We start from the raw sequence: 17,708 nt of genomic DNA, 5'->3' as shown, positions 1-17,708 counted from the left end.
TGCAAGATGTCCGTGACTGGACTGCGCCGCCGCCGTCCTGGATAGCGCCGGTCCAATCAAAGGCTATCTAACGGTATCGCGCGGTCGTTGCGCCAGCGATGCCCTTCCGGATAAGAAGGTCGCTCAGTGAGCTCCAAATCGATCGGCCTGCCATTGCAGGTTTTTTCCCGACTTCCGTTGCCCGGACAACTCGCCCTCATTGCGGCAATTATCTTGCCTTGCCTGTGGGCCGTCGTGATCGCGTCGTTACACGGCACCTATGAGAAAACCTTGGCCGAGGCCGCCAAGGACAGCAATAACATTGCGCGTCTGTTCGCTGAAGAAGTCAATTCTTCCATCAACATGATCGACCTGGCGGCGATCGACCTGCGCGAACGATGGCTCGACGACCCGGACAGGTTTGATGACCACGTGCGCAAGCGTCAGGCGATTCTCGAAAAACCTGTGGCATTTCAAGTAAGTATCATCGACGCCACAGGGCACCTGGCATATTCGAGCGTGGACCGCTCGGCGCCGCGGCTCGATTTAAGCGACCGCGAGCACTTTCGCACCCATCTGGCCGGGATCGACAAGCTGTTCGTCAGCCGCCCGATCAAGGGCCGGGTGTCGGGGCGGGGAAGTATCCAGTTCACCCGTCCATTGCTGGCCGGCGGGAATCGTTTCGCAGGCGTGATCGTGTTGTCGGTGACACCGGAGTACTTCACCCGGTTTTCGGGGAAGCTGCAACTTGGCGAGCACGGGATAGTCGCCCTGGTTCGCTCTGACGGTACCATTGTCGCGCGCGAGCCGGCAGTGTCGTCCGAGCCGCGCAACGTACTGAGGACCACGCCGGACTTCGGCGTGATGGGCACGGAAACACTGATGTATTCACGCGCCTCGCAGATCGACGGTGTCGTTCGGCTCTATGCCTGGCGTGTATTGCCGAAGAAGGCCTTGGCCGTGGCGGTCGGCCGTAGCCGCGATGAAATCCTCGAATCGTATGTCCGGCAGCGGAACCTGGTGGTGGGCGGCGCCTGTGGGCTGTCCATCCTGATTGTCCTGATCGGTTACAGCGTGTTGTCCGGAATGCGCGACCGTGCCCGCGCCCGGGCCGCGCTCGAGGAAAGCGAGTTTCGCTGGAAATATGCGCTCGAAGGCGCGGGCGATGGTGTCTGGGATTGGGACGGCCGGACCGATACGGTGTACTTTTCACACCGCTGGCGCGAGATGCTCGGCTATGGTGACGCCGAGATCCGGACCGGGAAACAATGGGAAAACCTGATCCACCCGGAGGACCGTGGACGGGTTCTCGACGCCACGGCGAAGTTGGTGGCCGGGCAGGTGCCGACCTACGCGATGGAATACCGCATGCGGGCGAAGGATGGTAGCTGGCGCTGGATCTTCAGTCGCGGCATGGCCGTCGGTACCGATGCGGGCGGACAGGCGGCGCGGGTGATCGGGACCCATACTGACTTGACCGATCGTAAGCTGCGGGAAGAGGCGCTCCATCAAATGGAGCAGATGCACGCCGCGCAGGCCCTGTTCCAAAGCGAACAGCGTTTCCACCAGCTTGCCGATGCGATGCCGCAAATCGTATGGACAGCCGACCCCGATGGTGCGATCGATTACGCCAACAGTTGGGTGCATGCCTACACGGGACTGGTCGAGAAGATCGATGCCGACAACTGGGTCACGATACTGCACCCGGACGACGTTGCGCCGACGCTGCGCGTCTGGGAGGCGTCGCTCGTCTCGGGCGCCATCTTCGAGACCGAATACCGCGTGTTTCGCAGCGCCGACCAGAGCTATCGCTGGCATCAGGCGCGTGCCATACCGATCCGGGACGAACACGGTACGATCGTAAAATGGTACGGCACCACCACCGACAACCATGACACGCGGTTGGCGAACGACGAAATCCGCAGGCTCGCACACCGGCTCGGCACCACGCTCGAAAGCATCACGGAGTCATTCCTCACAGTCGATCTGGACTGGAGATTTACGTACGTCAATAAGGAAACCGAGCGCCTGCTTCAGCGTGATCGCCAGCAATTGCTTGGACGAATGTTATGGCAGGAATATCCGGCGCTCGTCGGCGGCATCGCCGATACCGAATTTCGAAGGGCCATGCATGAACATTGCACGGTCGAATTCGACATTTACTTCCCGCCGCTGAATCGCTGGTTCAAGGTTCGTGCATATCCTTCATCGGAAGGGCTTGCCGTATATTGCCGCGACATCAGCGCAAGCCGGCGTCTGCAGAAGTTCAAGAATGAGCAGATGAAATTGCTGGAACGGATGGCACTGGGGGCGCCGTTGCCTGAGCTCCTGGAACTTGCCACGCACATTGTCGAGTCGTCCGGAAATGCCATGCACTGTGCCGTAATGTTGCTGGGTGCGGACGGCGCCGCCTTCGAACACGTCGTCGCGCCAAGTCTTCCGGCTTCGCTACGAGGCATCCTGAACGAATTCGACGTCGATGAGGTATTGCCACCGGACCGACGCGCACGGCTGCAAGCCGGGCCGGTCTTCGTTGCCGACGTGGGGGAAGATCCGAGCTGGACTGGCGCGCACGATGCGGCCGCACTGCATGGGGATCGTGCCTGCTGGTGGTATGGAATTCGCTCCGGGCAGGACCGGCTGCTCGGTACGCTCGCGGTATTCACCGAAGCCGGACGTGTGCCCGATCAAGGCGAAATGGAGATCCTTGACCTGTGCGCCCACACGGTCAGCATCGCGGTCGAACGACTTCACATCGAACGCAAGGCACGCGCCAGCGAGGACCAGCTTGAATATCAGTCGAATTACGACACCCTGACGGGACTTGCCAACCGTAATCTGCTTTGCGATAGGACAAGTCAGACGATGGCACGGGCCGTGAGCCGGGGCGAACAGGCCTGGCTTGTCTGTATCGATCTCGACCGCTTCGCCCTGGTCAACGAAACGCTGGGCCACGAAGCGGGCGACCTGGTCCTGCAAGAGACAGCCGCGCGCCTGAGAACGGCACTGGGGCCGAACGATACGGCTGCGCGCACCGGTGGCGATGAATTTGTGCTGGTGCTCGCCGATACACCCGACGAGCACGCCGCGATCAATACCGTCCAGCGCGTCATGGCCGCCCTACGCGATCCGATCAAGGTCGGGGAGCACGAGCATTTCCTGAGCTGCACGTCCGGGTTGTCGGTATTTCCGGCCGACGGCGACACGGCGAACGCCTTGATCAAGAATGCCCACATCGCGATGCAGCGTGCCAAGGAAGCGGGCGGTGGCGAGCTGCAGTTTTATACGGCGTCGATGAAAGCGCGCGCGATGGAACGCCTGCGGCTCGAGGGCGACCTGCGGCATGCCGTCCAGCGGGGCGAATTGCTGTTGCATTACCAGCCACAAGTCGACGTGCGCACCGGTCGGATCGTTGGCGTGGAAGCCCTGCTGCGCTGGGCGCATCCCGAACTCGGCATGATGTCGCCCGACCGGTTCATCGACCTGGCGGAACAAACCGGGCTCATCGTCCCGATCGGCACCTGGGTATTGCGGACCGCGTGCGCGGACGCCAGGCGTTGGCACGATGCCGGTTGGGAGGGCCTGCGTGTGGGCGTCAACCTGTCGGGCAAGCAGTTCTACCAGCCGGATCTGATCGAGGTCGTGACAGGGGTCCTGGCGGAATCAGGGCTCGCGGCACGCTACCTGGACATCGAGCTGACGGAAGGCCTGGTCATGACCGACATCGACCACGCACTCGCCACCATGAATACGCTCAAGGGGCTCGGCGTACAACTGTCGCTGGACGACTTCGGCACCGGCTACTCCAGCCTGTCGTACCTGAAGCGCTTCCCGATCGATGTGCTGAAGATCGACAAGTCGTTCGTCAGGGACATTACCACCGATCCGGACGCGGCGGCGATCGCGCGGTCCATCATTTCGCTTGCCCAAAGCCTGCAATTGCAAGTCATCGCGGAAGGCGTGGAAACCCAGGAACAGCTCAGCTATCTGACCACGTACCGTTGCGACCAGATTCAGGGCTACTATTTCAGCCGTCCGGTTCCGGCCGCGGCATTCGAGCAGTTGCTGCGCGAGGAGCGGGCGCTGCCGGTGGCGTGTCCTGACGAACAGGTGCGGACGCTGCTGCTCGTTGACGACGACCCTGGCGTCAGCGCGGCATTGCGCCGGCTTCTGCGCCGCCAGGGCTATCGGGTACTGCATGCGGCAAGCGGAGAGGAAGGTTTGAGCCTGCTTGCCTTGAACGACGTCCAGGTCGTCATCTCCGACCAGCGCATGCCCGGCATGATGGGTATCGAATTCCTGTCGCGCGTCAAGCAGATTCACCCGAAGATTATCCGGATCATGCTGTCGGGCTACACGGCGGTCGACGCGATCATCGAAGCGACCAATAGCGGCGCCGTTTTCCGGTTCCACGCGAAGCCCTGGGATGACGACGCGTTATGTGCGAGTATCGCCGACGCATTCCGTTATCACTGGCTGATGCGCAATGCGGAAACTGCGGAGGCGTGAGGGTCCGGTATCGCATAAAACAAAAGCCCCACCGGCTTGCGCCGGCGGGGCTTTTATTTGAATACTGGTGGAGGCGGAGGGAATCGAACCCTCGTCCGCAAGCACTCTACAGACAGTTCTACATACTTAGCACTGTCTTTTAATTTAACTTAGGCGCCGGGGACGTGCACCCTTCGACTAAGCGAGTTACCTAAAGTTTCGGAAGCAACCAGGTAACCCGGTTGAATCCTAGCCTCTGTAAATGACTCTACTTGCCTTGCGGCACACCCCAGAGGCGAGGTGGTGTAGAGCTAGCAGCGATTAGGCTGCGAGTGCGTACGAGTTATCGTTTGCAGTTATTGATTTCTGGATGTATTTACGAGGTAACCAGTCCTCGGTATGCCCTGTTCTGCTTTGCAACCCACGTCGAAACCAGGTCGCCCCCAGATAGGAATGCTCATTGTACCGCAATCGGCCTCTGAGCGGAGAGCCCTGTCGTGCCCTCACACCCGATATGGGTGCGAGGTGCGGAGTATCAAGGGCTGATGTGGGATTAACGGCCCTGGTTCTGGTTGGCGATCTGGTTGCCCAGCATGCCGCCGCCAATCATGCCGGCGACCGTCGCCAGTTTGCGGCCGTTGCCGCTGCCCACCTGGTTGCCCAGCAGGCCGCCCACGACGGCGCCCGTGCCGATGGCGACGTAGTTCGGTTGTGCCGGCTGCGGAGCCGGACGGGGTGCCGGTTCACGATACGACGGCGCATCGTTCTGGGCGTAGCTCGAGTGGTGCGTCGTGTGGCGCGGGGCCGGTTTCGCCGGGACTTCCTTGATGATCGTTTCCTTGATCACCGTGGGTGCCGGGGCCGGCTGGGCGCTGGCGACGGCCGGCTGTGCATAGGCGCCCTGGACCGGTTGCAGGCCTTGCGGTGCCGTGGCGTCCGCAGCCATCGGCAGGGCCGGTGCGGCGGTCGGGGCAGCGGCGTAGGCCGGGTTCACCTGGGTCGGGGCAGCCTCGGGAGCGCTGTGCGAGCTCGGCAGGAGGCCGGTGATCGCGGCCGTGCCGGCGAGGCTCACGACGATGACGGACACTGCGGCAGCTGCAACCAGCGGGTGGATACGGGAGGTGGCGGTTTTGATCGTTTCCATTTTTTCTGCTCCTGAGACGTTGTTGTCGTATGGCTGTAGATTACCCAGAGGCATTGTCGAGAGATAGACGTATCCCTGTATCAATCGTAAAGATATGTAAATGACGAGTTGACCGATCGGGATCGCGATCTAACGAAGACGAAGACGAGAGCGCAACATCTGCAACTAACCGACGGGCGGCCCCGAGAAAAAACCGGGCCGCCAGGGCAGAAGGCGGCCAGGATGAAGCAATGATGAAAGCCGGATCAGGCAGTCGTTACCGCAGCGCCCGCCAGCTCGCGCAGCATGTCCAGCAGATGGCGCGGCGTGTCCAGCTGGTAGTGAGCACCCCACGTCGCCGGATCGATGGCACCGCAATAGCCCCAGTTGCAGGCCACGGTGACCATGCCGGCCGCGCGGCCCGCTTCGATGTCGCGCTGGTCGTCGCCCACGTACCAGCAGTGGGTCGGGTCGATGTCCAGGCGGCGCGCCGCTTCCAGCAGCGGGGCGGGGTGGGGTTTGGCGTGCGGGGTCGTGTCGCCCGAGATCACGCAGCCGGCGTGCGCCAGGCCGATCAGCGGGACGAGCGGGTCCGTAAAGCGGGCCGGCTTGTTGGTGACGATGCCCCAGGCCATGCCGGCCGCCGTCAGGCCGTCCAGCAGGTCGGAGATACCGTCGAACAGCGTGCTGTGCACGGCCATGTTGGACTGGTAGCGTTCGAACCATTCGAGACGCATCTCTTCATAGCCCTCGTCCCCCGGCGCCAGGCCGAAGGCGGCGCCGATCATGCCGCGGGCGCCGGCCGATGCGGTCGGGCGGAGGATGGCGTACGGCGTCGGTTCCAGGCCGCGTTCCGTGCGCATCCAGTTGACGGCCGCCGCGAGGTCGGGCGCGGTGTCGGCCAGGGTGCCGTCGAGGTCGAACAGGACGGCGCGCGGCGCGGACAGGGAAGAAGAAAAGGTCATGAGTCGGTACTTAGAGCGGCTTACTGCAGGCAACCATGTAGTTGACGTCGGTGTCCTGGTTCAGCGAGTAGATCTTGGTCAGCGGGTTGTAGGTCAGGCCTTTCAATCCGTCGACGATGAGGCCGGCGTCGCGCACGAAGTTCGACAACTCGGCCGGCGTGATGAATTTGGCGTAATCGTGGGTGCCGCGCGGCAGCATGCGCAGCACGTATTCCGCGCCGACGACGGCGAACAGATACGATTTGACGTTGCGGTTCAGCGTGGAAAAGAACACGCGGCCGCCCGGCTTGACGAGGGCCGCCGCGGCGCGCACGATGGAAGCCGGGTCCGGGACGTGCTCGAGCATCTCCATGCAGGTGACGACGTCGAACTGGCCCGGCTCTTCCGTCGCCATGTCCTCGGCCGCGATCAGTTTGTAGCGCACCTCCACGCCCGATTCCAGGCTGTGCAGGTCGGCCACCTTCAGTGCCTTTTTCGACAGGTCGATGCCCGTGACCTTGGCGCCCTTGCGTGCCATCGATTCGGCCAGGATGCCGCCGCCGCAGCCGATGTCGATGACGTTTTTACCGGCCAGCGGCACGCGCGCGTTGATCCATTCCAGGCGCAACGGGTTGATGTCGTGCAGCGGACGGAATTCGGACGTCGGGTCCCACCAGCGGTGGGCCAGTTCACTGAACTTCTGGATCTCTAAGGGATCGGCATTGGTCGTCGTAGTCATAGGACGGAATGATAGCGGAAATGGGTAGCGGTACGGATGGGATCGTGAAAAAAACCGGGCCATAAAAAAACCCCGCCGCAGCGGGGTTGTTCAGGCGTTAAGCCAGATTACTGCTTGTTGCTGCGGGTACCGACGACTTCGATTTCCACGCGGCGGTTCTTCGCACGGCCGGCGGCGGTCTTGTTGTCGGCGACCGGCTGCTTCTCGCCTTTGCCTTCGGTGTAGACGCGGTTCGATTCGACGCCCTTGCTCTGCAGATAGGCCTTGACGGCTTCGGCGCGGCGGACGGACAGCTTCTGGTTGTACTCATCGGTGCCGACCGAGTCGGTGTGGCCGACGGCGATGATGACTTCCAGGTTGATGTCTTTCAGCTTCGAGACCAGGTCGTCCAGCGACGCTTTGCCGGCCGGCTTCAGGACGGCCTTGTCGAAGTCGAAGAAGGCGTCAGCCGAGTAGCTCACTTTTTCCGAGGTCGGGACCGGAGCCGGTGCCGGGGCCGGAGCCGGGGTTGCAGGTGCCGGAGCGGCGACCGGCGGCGGCGGCGGAGCGACGCACTTGCCGTTTTCCAGACGCTCGGGTTCCACGCACAGCGGTGCGTCGCAGCCCGGGACCGCGTCGGCCGGGGTCCAGTAGCCCGTGCGCCAGCACAGGCCGAACGGATTACGGGCGATGACACCACGGGCATCCTGCACGTAAGCGCTGTACGGCGTCGGCGCCTTGATATCGGTGGTCAGCGGCGCATACGGAGGCGCACTTTGCGCGGATGCGCTGCCCGCCATCGCGGCCGTAGCTGCGAATACGAGGGTTGCCAATTTGTTCATATTTTTTCTTCCTTTCGGTAAAATCTTCTAGCGGCGAAACTGCCCCAGGGCAATAAGACGTGAGCATAATATTAACACTCGAGACAGCACGTCAGTTCCGCATTGTGAAACAAGCAATTAACGTCTCGGCCATTTTGCCACATACGCCACATCCGCACGACCGACCGGCGACCAATTGCCGTGCATGCTATTTGTCGCGTTGTTTCTGCGCAACAAGGTGTCGGAAGTCGCACGCAAGCTTGACGAAGGTTTATGACAAGCATGTGTCAAAGGGCTAATTGTGCTTGTTTGCTATCGGCGCCGCTTGCCGTTGAAATCGGTTATTGATAGGGCTGCCGTGGTAAAATCATGGGCTTGGAATATCACTTATCAGCCTGAAGGCGCCGACCCGCACAATGGATCAATTCGCAAAAGAAACAGTTCCAATTTCCCTGGAAGAAGAGATGCGCAAGAGCTACCTCGATTACGCCATGAGCGTGATCGTGGGCCGTGCTCTGCCGGACGTGCGCGACGGCTTGAAGCCCGTGCACCGCCGCGTGCTCTACGCGATGCACGAGATGAACAACGTGTGGAACCGTCCTTACCTGAAGTGCGCGCGCGTGGTCGGCGACACGATGGGCAAGTACCACCCGCACGGCGACGCGTCGATCTACGACACCCTGGTCCGCATGGCCCAGGACTTCTCGCTGCGCTACACGCTCGTGGACGGGCAGGGCAACTTCGGCTCGATCGACGGCGACTCCGCCGCGGCGATGCGCTACACCGAATGCCGCCTGGACAAGATCTCGAACGAGCTGCTGGCCGACATCGACAAGGACACCGTCGACTTCCAGCCGAACTATGACGGCAAGGAAAAAGAGCCGACCGTCCTTCCGACGAAGATCCCGAACCTGCTGATCAACGGCTCGTCCGGTATCGCGGTCGGCATGGCGACGAACATCCCGCCGCACAACCTGTCCGAAGTGATCAGCGGCGCGATGCACGTCCTCCGCAACCCGGATTGCACGATCGACGAGCTGATCGAGCTGATCCCGGCGCCGGACTTCCCGACGGCCGGCATCATCTACGGCGTCTCGGGCGTGCGCGACGGCTATCGCACGGGCCGCGGCCGCGTCGTGATGCGTGCCAAGACCCACTTCGAGGAATACGGCAAGGACGGCGGCCGCATCGCGATCATCGTCGACGAGCTGCCGTACCAGGTCAACAAGAAATCCCTGTTGGAGCGCATCGCCGAAAACGTGCGCGACAAGAAGCTGGAAGGCATTTCCGACATCCGCGACGAGTCCGACAAGTCGGGCATGCGCGTCGTCATCGAGCTCAAGCGCGGCGAAGTGCCGGAAGTCGTGCTGAACAACCTGTACAAGCAGACCCAGCTGCAGGACACGTTCGGCATGAACATGGTGGCCCTCGTCAACGGCCAGCCGAAACTGCTGAACCTGAAGCAGATGCTGGAGTGCTTCCTGTCGCACCGCCGCGAAGTGGTCACGCGCCGCACCGTGTTCGAGCTGCGCAAGGCACGCGAACGCGGCCACATGCTGGAAGGCCTCGCGGTCGCGCTGGCGAACATCGACGATTTCATTGCCATCATCAAGGCCGCGCCGACGCCGCCGGTCGCGAAGACGGAACTGATGTCGCGCGCGTGGGATTCGTCCCTCGTGCGCGAAATGCTGAGCCGCACCGAACTCGGCGCGTCCGGCGGCATCGAGGCGTTCCGTCCGGAGCACCTGCCGAAGCACTACGGCATGCAGCAGGACGGCCTCTACAAGCTGTCGGACGAGCAGGCCCAGGAAATCCTGCAGATGCGCCTGCAGCGCCTGACCGGCCTGGAGCAGGACAAGATCGTCAACGAGTACAAGGAAGTGATGCTGCACATCGCCGACCTGCTCGACATCCTGGCCCGCCCGGAGCGCGTCACGAGCATCATCGTCGACGAGATGGCGCAGATCAAATCGGACTACGCGGACAACGGCAAGGACACCCGCCGTTCGGCCATCGAGCACAATGCGTCCGACCTGGAAACGGAAGACCTGATCACGCCGCAGGACATGGTCGTGACCCTGTCGCACACGGGCTACATGAAGTCGCAGCCGATTTCCGAATACCGCGCGCAGAAGCGCGGCGGCCGCGGCAAGCAGGCGATGGCGACGAAGGACGAGGACTGGATCGACCAGCTGTTCATCGCGAACACGCACGACTACATGCTGTGCTTCAGCAACCGCGGCCGGATGTACTGGCTGAAGGTGTGGGAAGTGCCGCAGGGTTCGCGCAACTCGCGCGGCAAGCCGATCGTGAACATGTTCCCGCTGCAGGATGGCGAGAAGATCACCGTGATCCTGCCGCTGTCGGGCGAGAACTCGACGTTCCCGGAAGACCATTATGTGTTCATGTCGACGAGCCTCGGCACGGTCAAGAAGACGCCGCTGCGCGACTTCAGCAATCCGCGCAAGGCCGGCATCATCGCGGTCGACCTGGACGACGGCGACTTCCTGATCGGCGCCGCGCTCACGGACGGCAAGCACGACGTGATGCTGTTCTCGGACGCCGGCAAGGCCGTGCGCTTCGACGAGAACGACGTGCGTCCGATGGGCCGGACGGCGCGCGGCGTGCGCGGCATGAACCTGGAAGAGGGCCAGAACGTGATCGCGCTGCTGGTCGCCGAGAACGAGCAGCAGTCCGTGCTGACCGCGACGGAAAACGGCTTCGGCAAACGTACCCCGATCACGGAGTACACGCGCCACGGCCGCGGCACGAAGGGCATGATCGCGATCCAGACGTCCGAGCGTAACGGCAAGGTCGTCGCCGCGACGCTGGTCGACGAGACGGACGAGATCATGCTGATCACGACCGGCGGCGTGCTGATCCGCACCCGCGTGGCCGAGATCCGCGAGATGGGCCGTGCCACCCAGGGCGTCACCCTGATCGCGGTGGAAGACGGCACCAGGCTGTCCGGCCTGCAGCGCGTGGTCGAGACCGACCTCGAGGAAACGGAACTGGAGCCGGCGCCGGAATAAGCCGGATAGTCCATCGGAAAGCCGCCCTGACGCTTGCGTCCTGGCGGCTTTTTTACTGGTCGAAACTTTGACTAACCGTCGTTCCCGCGCAGGCGGGAACCCAATTTCGAGCAGCCTGGATGCAAAACTTGGACCCCCGCCTCCGCGGGGGCGACGTGTCATATGCCGTCGAAATGGGGCCTGTTGAGGATTTTTTGCAAGTTTCGTGCGAAAATCGAGGAACCCGCATTGTCATGCCGGGATTGCAAGCCCCCCGCACCAGCCATCATCAAGGACATCCGTGAAGAAAACTCTCGTCGCCATCGCCTCCGCCCTCGTCATTTGCTCTCCTGCCGCGTTCGCCGCGACGCCGGTGCCGTCAGCCGATCCGGCCGTCGTCGCCGCCACCAAGCAGATGCTGGCGTCGATGAAGATCCGCGACGTGATGCAAGCGTCGCTGAAGCAGGCGGACCAGCAGATGCCGGCCCAGATCAGCGCGTCGATGAATGCGATGATCGACAGCGACGCCACGCTCTCCGCGGAGAAGAAGGCCGAGGCGCACAAGAAGCTGCAGGAAGCGCTGCCCACGCTGACCGCGCAGATGCACGGCGTATTCAGCGACCCGACCCTCGTCGACGACATGCTGGCCGAAATGGTGCCGCTGTACGCCGAGACCTATACGCTGGACGAGATCCGCCAGCTGTCCGCGTTCTACGCGTCGCCGCTGGGCCAGAAGATGCTGGCGAACATGCCGACGCTGATGACCCGCAGCATGGAGATCAGCAACCGCGTGATGATGCCGCGCGTGCAGAAGATGATGGCGCAGAGCGCGCAAAGCATCGTCGGCAAGTAAGGAGGAGACGATGACCCAGGTGTACAACTTCTCCGCCGGCCCGGCCGTTCTGCCGAAAGAAGTGCTGCGCCAGGCGGCCGAAGAGATGCTCGACTGGCACGGCAGCGGCATGTCCGTGATGGAGATGAGCCATCGCGGCCCCGAGTTCATTTCGATCGCGAAGCAGGCCGAAGCCGACTTCCGCGAACTGCTGGGTGTCCCGGACAACTACAAGGTCCTGTTCCTGCAGGGCGGTGGCCTGGGCCAGAACGCGATCATCCCAATGAACATGGTGGGCCGCAAACCCCAGCCCGCGGCCATCGATTTCGTCCACACGGGTTCGTGGTCCGGCAAGTCGATCAAGGAAGCGAAGCGCTACGCGAACGTGAACGTGGCCGCATCGGGCGAAGCGAGCCGCTTCACCACCGTGCCGCCGCAGGAGACGTGGAAGCTGAGCGCCGACGCGGCCTACCTGCACCTGTGCACGAACGAGACCATCGACGGCGTCGAGATCGGTTACGTCCCGACCGTGCAAGGCGATACGCCGCTCGTCGTCGACATGTCCTCGCACATCCTGTCGCGCCAGGTCGACGTGTCGAAGTACGGCGTGATCTTCGCCGGCGCGCAAAAGAACATCGGCCCGGCGGGCCTGACGATCACGATCGTGCGCGAGGACCTGCTCGATCACGCCTTGCCGATCTGCCCGGGCGTGTTCAACTGGCGCGCGGTGGCGGAGGCGGAGTCGATGCTGAACACGCCGCCGACGTACGGGATCTATATCGCGGGCCTCGTGTTCGCGCACCTGAAAAAACAGGGCGGCGTGGCCGAGATGGAACGCCGCAACATCGAAAAAGCGCGCCTGCTGTACGCGGCGCTGGACGCCGACGACTTCTACCAGAATCGTGTGGCGCCCGACTATCGCTCGCGCATGAACGTACCGTTCTACCTGCGCGATGAGTCGTTGAACGAACAATTCCTGGCCGGCGCCAAAGCGCGCGGCCTGCTGCAACTGAAGGGCCACAAGTCCGTCGGCGGTATGCGGGCATCGATCTACAACGCGATGCCGATCGAGGGTGTGCAAGCCCTGGTCGATTATTTGAACGAGTTCGCGGGGCGCTGAGTCGCCGCATCCTCGTCGTTCCCGCGCAGGCGGGAACCCATGCTGAGCGTACCCTTGTCGGCAACGTGGCGATGCCCATGCCGCGACTTCGGGTAATCAGCATGGATCCCCGCGTCCGCGGGGATGACGGGCGAACCGAAACCCATGAGCAGACGATGACAGACAAACTCAAACCCCTGCGCGAACAGATCGATGCGATCGACGCGCAAATCCTCGAACTCCTTTCACGCCGCGGCAAGGTCGCGCAGGAAGTCGGCCATGTGAAGGCCGAGACGAACGCCCCCGTGTTCCGCCCCGAGCGCGAAGCGCAGGTGCTGCGCGGCGTCGCCGAGCGCAACCCTGGTCCGCTGAAGAACCAGGACGTGCAGACCATCTTCCGCGAGATCATGTCGTCCTGCCGCGCGCTGGAAAAGCGCGTGACGGTCGCGTTCCTCGGCCCCACCGGCACGTTCAGCGAACAGGCCGTGTTCCAGCAGTTCGGCAGCGCCGTCGAAGGCCTGCCGTGCGTGTCGATCGACGAAGTGTTCCGCGCCACCGAGGCCGGCACCGCCGACTACGGCGTCGTCCCGGTCGAGAACTCGTCCGAGGGCGCCATCAACCGCACGCTCGACCTGATGCTCGCGACCACGACGATCATCAGCGGCGAAGTGTCGATCCCCGTGCATCACAGCCTCATGACGAAGACGGGCAGCATGGACGGCGTGAAGGTCGTGTGCGCGCATTCGCAGGCGCTGGCCCAGTGCCAGGTCTGGCTCAACCTGCACCACCCCGGCATCGAGCGCCGCGCCGTCGCGTCGAACGCGGAAGCGGCCGTGCTGGCGAGCCAGGATCCGGCCATCGCCGCGATCGCGAGCGAGATGGCGGGCGAACAGTACAAGCTGGGCGTCGTGCAGGCGCACATCCAGGACGACCCGCACAACCGCACGCGCTTCCTGATCATCGGCAGCCAGGCCACGGGCCCGTCGGGCAAGGACCGCACGTCGATCGTGCTGGCCGTGCCGAACAAGGCCGGCGCCGTCTACAGCCTGCTCGCGCCGCTCGCGAAGCACGGCGTGTCGATGACGCGTTTCGAATCGCGTCCCGCGCGCATCGGCACGTGGGAGTACTACTTCTACGTCGACGTCGAAGGCCACATCGCCGATGCCGCCGTCGGCCGCGCGCTCGAAGAACTCAAGGACAACGCCGCCTTCTTCAAGGTATTGGGATCCTATCCCGTCGGCCTCTGAATCACACCACTACAGCCAAGAGAATCCCATGTCGCAATTCGGTCCCGATTACGTCCGCGCCATCGCCCCTTACCAGGCCGGCAAACCCATTTCCGAAGTCGCCCGCGAGTTCGGCCTCGATGAAGCCAATATCGTCAAGCTGGCGTCCAACGAAAACCCGTTCGGCGTTCCCGAATCGGCCAAGGCCGCGATGCTTGCTGCCGCCACTGAACTCGGCCGCTACCCGGACGCCAACGGCTTCGAGCTGAAGGCCGCGCTGGCCAAGCGCTACGACGTGCCGGCCGACTGGATCACGCTCGGCAACGGCTCCAACGACATCCTCGAGATCGCCGCGCACGCGTTCGTGCAGAAGGGCCAGGCCGTCGTCTATGCGCAGTACTCGTTCGCCGTGTACGCGCTGGCCACGCAGGGCGTCGGCGCGCGCGGCATCGTTGTTCCGGCCAGGAACTACGGCCACGACCTCGATGCGATGGCCGCCGCCATCGATGCCGACACGCGTCTCGTCTACATCGCCAACCCGAACAACCCGACCGGCACGTTCATCGCCGCACCCGAGATCGAGGCGTTCCTGGCCAAGGTGCCGGCGTCCGTCGTCGTCGTGCTGGACGAGGCCTATAACGAATACCTCGAGCAGAAGGACCAGTTCGAATCGACGCAGTGGGTCCGCAAATACCCGAACCTGATCGTCTCGCGCACCTTCTCGAAAGCGTACGGCCTCGCGGGCCTGCGCGTCGGTTTCGCCATCGCCCAGCCGGCCGTGACGGACCTGATGAACCGCATCCGCCAGCCGTTCAACGTGAATTCGCTCGCGCAGGCCGCCGCCATCGCGGCGCTGAACGATAAAGAATTCCTGCGGAAGGGTGCCGAGAACAACCGCGCCGGCTACCGGCAGCTGACCGCGGCGTTCGATGAGCTCAAGCTCGAGTACGTCCCGTCGTACGGCAACTTCGTGCTCGTGAAAGTGGGCGACGACGAGGGCGCCGGCGCGCGCGTGAACCTCGCGCTGCTGAAGCAGGGCGTGATCGTGCGTCCGGTCGGCGCGTACGGCCTGCCGCAATGGCTGCGCATCTCGATCGGCCTGCCGGAAGAAAATGCGAAGTTCATCGAAGCGCTGAAGAAGGCCCTCGGTTGATGTTCACGAAAGTCGTCATCGTCGGCGTCGGCCTGATCGGCGGCTCGTTCGCGCTGGGCTTGAAGGCGGCCGGCGCCGCGGGCCATATCGTGGGCCTGGGACGCTCCGCGCAGGCGCTGGCGCGTGCGCGCGAACTCGGGATCATCGACGAAGCGGCGGCATCGCCGGAAGTCGCGCTGCGCGGTGCGGACCTCGTGCTGCTGGCGGCGCCCGTCGCGCAGACTGGGACCATCCTCGCATCGCTGCTGCCGCACCTGGAGCCGCAGACGATCGTCACGGACGCGGGCAGCACCAAGTCCGACGTCGTGGCGGCCGCGCGTGCCGCGCTGGGCGATCGCGTCCACCAGTTCGTGCCGGGCCACCCGATCGCCGGCCGTGAATCGAACGGTCCGGACGCGGCGATCCCCGACCTGTACCGCGGCAAGAAGACCGTGCTCGCGCCGCTGCCGGAAAATGCCCCGGAAGCCGTCGAGAAAGTGGCCGCCGCGTGGCGCACGTGCGGCGCCATCATCCACATGCTCACGCCGCAGGAACACGACAAGGTGTTCGCCGCCGTCAGCCACCTGCCGCACCTCCTCGCGTACGCGCTCGTCGACGACATCGCCAACAAGCCGCACGCGGACCTGCTGTTCCAGTATGCCGCCAGCGGCTTCCGCGACTTCACCCGCATCGCGGGCTCGTCGCCGGAAATGTGGCGCGACATCAGCCTCGCGAACCGCGACGCGCTGCTCGGCGAACTGGACGCCTATCTCGCTCAATTGACACACCTTCGCGCGCGGCTCGCCGCCAGTGACGGAGCCGCGCTGGAGGCGACCTACGCCAACGCCCAGCGTGCCCGCCGCGCGTGGACCGAAGCGATCGAAGCCGCGGAAAAACCGCCGGCGCCCGATCAGGAATCTGGAAAATGACACAAGCTAAAATCTATCCCCAGCACATCGACCTCGAACCCGTGATGCGCGTGCAGGGCACCGTACGCCTGCCCGGCTCGAAGAGCATATCGAACCGCACGTTGCTGCTGGCCGCACTGTCCGAAGGCACGACGACCATCCACGACCTGCTCGCGTCGGACGACACGTCCGTCATGCTGGACGCCCTCAGGAAGCTCGGTATCCGGTGGGAAGAAGTCGACGAGCGCACGCACGTCGTCCACGGCGCCGGCGGCAAGCTGCCCGTCGGCCAGGCCGACCTCTTCATGGGGAATGCGGGCACCGCGATCCGTCCGCTGACGGCGGCGCTGGCCGTGATCGGCGGCGATTACACGCTGCACGGCGTCGAGCGCATGCACGAGCGTCCGATCGGTGACCTGGTCGACGCGCTGAACGCGGTCGGCGCCAGCATCGAATACACCGGCAATCCGGGCTACCCGCCGCTGCACATCCGCGCAGGCAAGGTCCAGCCGGACCGCATCGCCGTGCGCGGCAACGTGTCGAGCCAGTTCCTGACGGCCCTCCTGATGGCTGCGCCGCTGATGGCGGTCGACAAGCCGGTCACGATCGAGGTCGTGGGCGAGCTGATTTCGAAGCCGTACATCGAGATCACGTTGAACCTGATGCGCCGCTTCGGCGTGACGGTCGGCCAGGACGGCTGGGCGTCGTTCACCGTGCAGCCGGGCCAGACCTACCAGAGTCCGGGCAGCATCCACGTCGAGGGAGATGCGTCGTCGGCGTCGTACTTCCTGGCCGCGGGCGCCATCGCCGGCGGTCCGGTGCGCGTGGAAGGCGTGGGCAAGGATTCGATCCAGGGCGACGTGCGCTTCGCCGACGCGCTGGAGCAGATGGGCGCGACGATCACGAAGGGCGACAACTGGATCGAGGCGAAGTCGAACGGCGTGCTGAAAGCGATCGACGCGGACTTCAACCACATCCCGGACGCCGCGATGACGATCGCCGTCGCCGCACTGTACGCGGACGGCACGAGCACGCTGCGCAACATCGCCAGCTGGCGCGTGAAGGAAACCGACCGCCTGGCCGCGATGGCGACGGAACTGCGCAAGGTCGGCGCGACGGTGGAGGAGGGCCCGGACTACATCCGCGTGACGCCGCCCGACACGCTGTCGCATGCGACGATCGACACCTATGACGACCACCGCATGGCGATGTGTTTCTCGCTGGCGTCGCTGGATGGCGCCGCGCGCCGCGGCAACGCGATGCGCATCAACGATCCGAAGTGCGTGGCCAAGACGTTCCCGGATTATTTCGAAACGTTTTCCGGAATCGCCCAGGACACCGTATCCTGATGGTTTGATTTTCGGTGGGCACGGGGTGCCCACCCTACGTCCGACGATTGCCGTAGGGTGGGCACCCCGTGCCCACCA

12 protein-coding genes and 1 other RNA gene are annotated in these 17,708 nt (G+C 63.9%); 8 read left to right on the top strand and 5 right to left on the bottom strand.

Annotation, left to right across the window (positions count from 1 at the left end; translation table 11 throughout):
• Positions 1-126: 126 nt before the first annotated feature.
• Complete coding sequence (locus ACEN9G_RS04555; protein WP_413341143.1) at positions 127-4,488, top strand: EAL domain-containing protein; 4,362 nt, start codon at positions 127-129, stop codon at positions 4,486-4,488.
• A gap of 65 nt (positions 4,489-4,553) precedes the next feature.
• Here the strand turns inward: ACEN9G_RS04555 and ssrA are convergent.
• From ssrA to ompA, 5 genes are all read right to left on the bottom strand, one after another.
• Positions 4,554-4,912: a transfer-messenger RNA gene (gene ssrA, locus ACEN9G_RS04550) on the bottom strand.
• Positions 4,913-5,020: 108 nt separating this feature from the next.
• Positions 5,021-5,611, bottom strand: coding sequence for a glycine zipper 2TM domain-containing protein (locus ACEN9G_RS04545; protein WP_413341145.1), 591 nt, complete (start codon positions 5,609-5,611; stop codon positions 5,021-5,023).
• A gap of 245 nt (positions 5,612-5,856) precedes the next feature.
• Positions 5,857-6,555 (bottom strand): HAD family hydrolase, encoded by a 699-nt coding sequence (locus ACEN9G_RS04540; protein ID WP_483126431.1) that lies wholly within the window; start codon positions 6,553-6,555, stop codon positions 5,857-5,859.
• 10 nt (positions 6,556-6,565) lie between these two features.
• Entirely contained in the window at positions 6,566-7,273 is a 708-nt protein-coding gene (ubiG, locus tag ACEN9G_RS04535; protein ID WP_413339421.1) for a bifunctional 2-polyprenyl-6-hydroxyphenol methylase/3-demethylubiquinol 3-O-methyltransferase UbiG, read from the bottom strand.
• Positions 7,274-7,380: 107 nt separating this feature from the next.
• Positions 7,381-8,094, bottom strand: coding sequence for an outer membrane protein OmpA (ompA, locus tag ACEN9G_RS04530; protein WP_413339423.1), 714 nt, complete (start codon positions 8,092-8,094; stop codon positions 7,381-7,383).
• Between the two features lie 395 nt (positions 8,095-8,489).
• Between ompA and gyrA the strand changes: the two genes are divergently transcribed.
• The 7 genes from gyrA (at position 8,490) to aroA (ending at position 17,630) form a co-directional block, all read left to right on the top strand.
• Positions 8,490-11,105: a DNA gyrase subunit A gene (gyrA, locus tag ACEN9G_RS04525; RefSeq protein ID WP_371764795.1), complete on the top strand. Its 2,616-nt coding sequence runs from the start codon at positions 8,490-8,492 to the stop codon at positions 11,103-11,105.
• A gap of 280 nt (positions 11,106-11,385) precedes the next feature.
• Positions 11,386-11,937, top strand: coding sequence for a DUF2059 domain-containing protein (locus ACEN9G_RS04520; protein ID WP_413339425.1), 552 nt, complete (start codon positions 11,386-11,388; stop codon positions 11,935-11,937).
• A 10-nt stretch (positions 11,938-11,947) separates the two neighbouring features.
• Positions 11,948-13,036, top strand: coding sequence for a 3-phosphoserine/phosphohydroxythreonine transaminase (serC, locus tag ACEN9G_RS04515; protein WP_413339427.1), 1,089 nt, complete (start codon positions 11,948-11,950; stop codon positions 13,034-13,036).
• A gap of 155 nt (positions 13,037-13,191) precedes the next feature.
• Positions 13,192-14,262, top strand: a complete 1,071-nt coding sequence (gene pheA / locus ACEN9G_RS04510; protein WP_413339428.1) for a prephenate dehydratase — start codon at positions 13,192-13,194, stop codon at positions 14,260-14,262.
• 28 nt (positions 14,263-14,290) lie between these two features.
• Positions 14,291-15,394, top strand: a complete 1,104-nt coding sequence (gene hisC, locus ACEN9G_RS04505) for a histidinol-phosphate transaminase (RefSeq protein WP_413339429.1) — start codon at positions 14,291-14,293, stop codon at positions 15,392-15,394.
• Positions 15,394-16,302: a prephenate dehydrogenase gene (locus ACEN9G_RS04500; RefSeq protein WP_413339430.1), complete on the top strand. Its 909-nt coding sequence runs from the start codon at positions 15,394-15,396 to the stop codon at positions 16,300-16,302. Before hisC ends, ACEN9G_RS04500 begins: the two co-directional genes overlap by 1 nt.
• Positions 16,299-17,630, top strand: a complete 1,332-nt coding sequence (gene aroA, locus ACEN9G_RS04495; RefSeq protein ID WP_413339431.1) for a 3-phosphoshikimate 1-carboxyvinyltransferase — start codon at positions 16,299-16,301, stop codon at positions 17,628-17,630. The genes ACEN9G_RS04500 and aroA overlap by 4 nt, the downstream gene beginning before the upstream one ends.
• Positions 17,631-17,708: the final 78 nt, after the last annotated feature.

It is taken from the genome of Massilia sp. Masssp94 (assembly GCF_059491305.1).
Note: the sequence above shows the minus strand (reverse complement) of the source record. Positions and strands in the feature narration are given on the sequence as shown.

Coding starts and splice junctions, on each gene's coding strand:
- ACEN9G_RS04545 (WP_413341145.1), bottom strand. CDS start 5,611: ATGGAAACGATCAAAACCGCCACCTCCCGTATCCACCCGCTGGTTGCA.
- ACEN9G_RS04540 (WP_483126431.1), bottom strand. CDS start 6,555: ATGACCTTTTCTTCTTCCCTGTCCGCGCCGCGCGCCGTCCTGTTCGAC.
- ubiG (WP_413339421.1), bottom strand. CDS start 7,273: ATGACTACGACGACCAATGCCGATCCCTTAGAGATCCAGAAGTTCAGT.
- ompA (WP_413339423.1), bottom strand. CDS start 8,094: ATGAACAAATTGGCAACCCTCGTATTCGCAGCTACGGCCGCGATGGCG.
- gyrA (WP_371764795.1), top strand. CDS start 8,490: ATGGATCAATTCGCAAAAGAAACAGTTCCAATTTCCCTGGAAGAAGAG.
- serC (WP_413339427.1), top strand. CDS start 11,948: ATGACCCAGGTGTACAACTTCTCCGCCGGCCCGGCCGTTCTGCCGAAA.
- pheA (WP_413339428.1), top strand. CDS start 13,192: ATGACAGACAAACTCAAACCCCTGCGCGAACAGATCGATGCGATCGAC.
- hisC (WP_413339429.1), top strand. CDS start 14,291: ATGTCGCAATTCGGTCCCGATTACGTCCGCGCCATCGCCCCTTACCAG.
- ACEN9G_RS04500 (WP_413339430.1), top strand. CDS start 15,394: ATGTTCACGAAAGTCGTCATCGTCGGCGTCGGCCTGATCGGCGGCTCG.
- aroA (WP_413339431.1), top strand. CDS start 16,299: ATGACACAAGCTAAAATCTATCCCCAGCACATCGACCTCGAACCCGTG.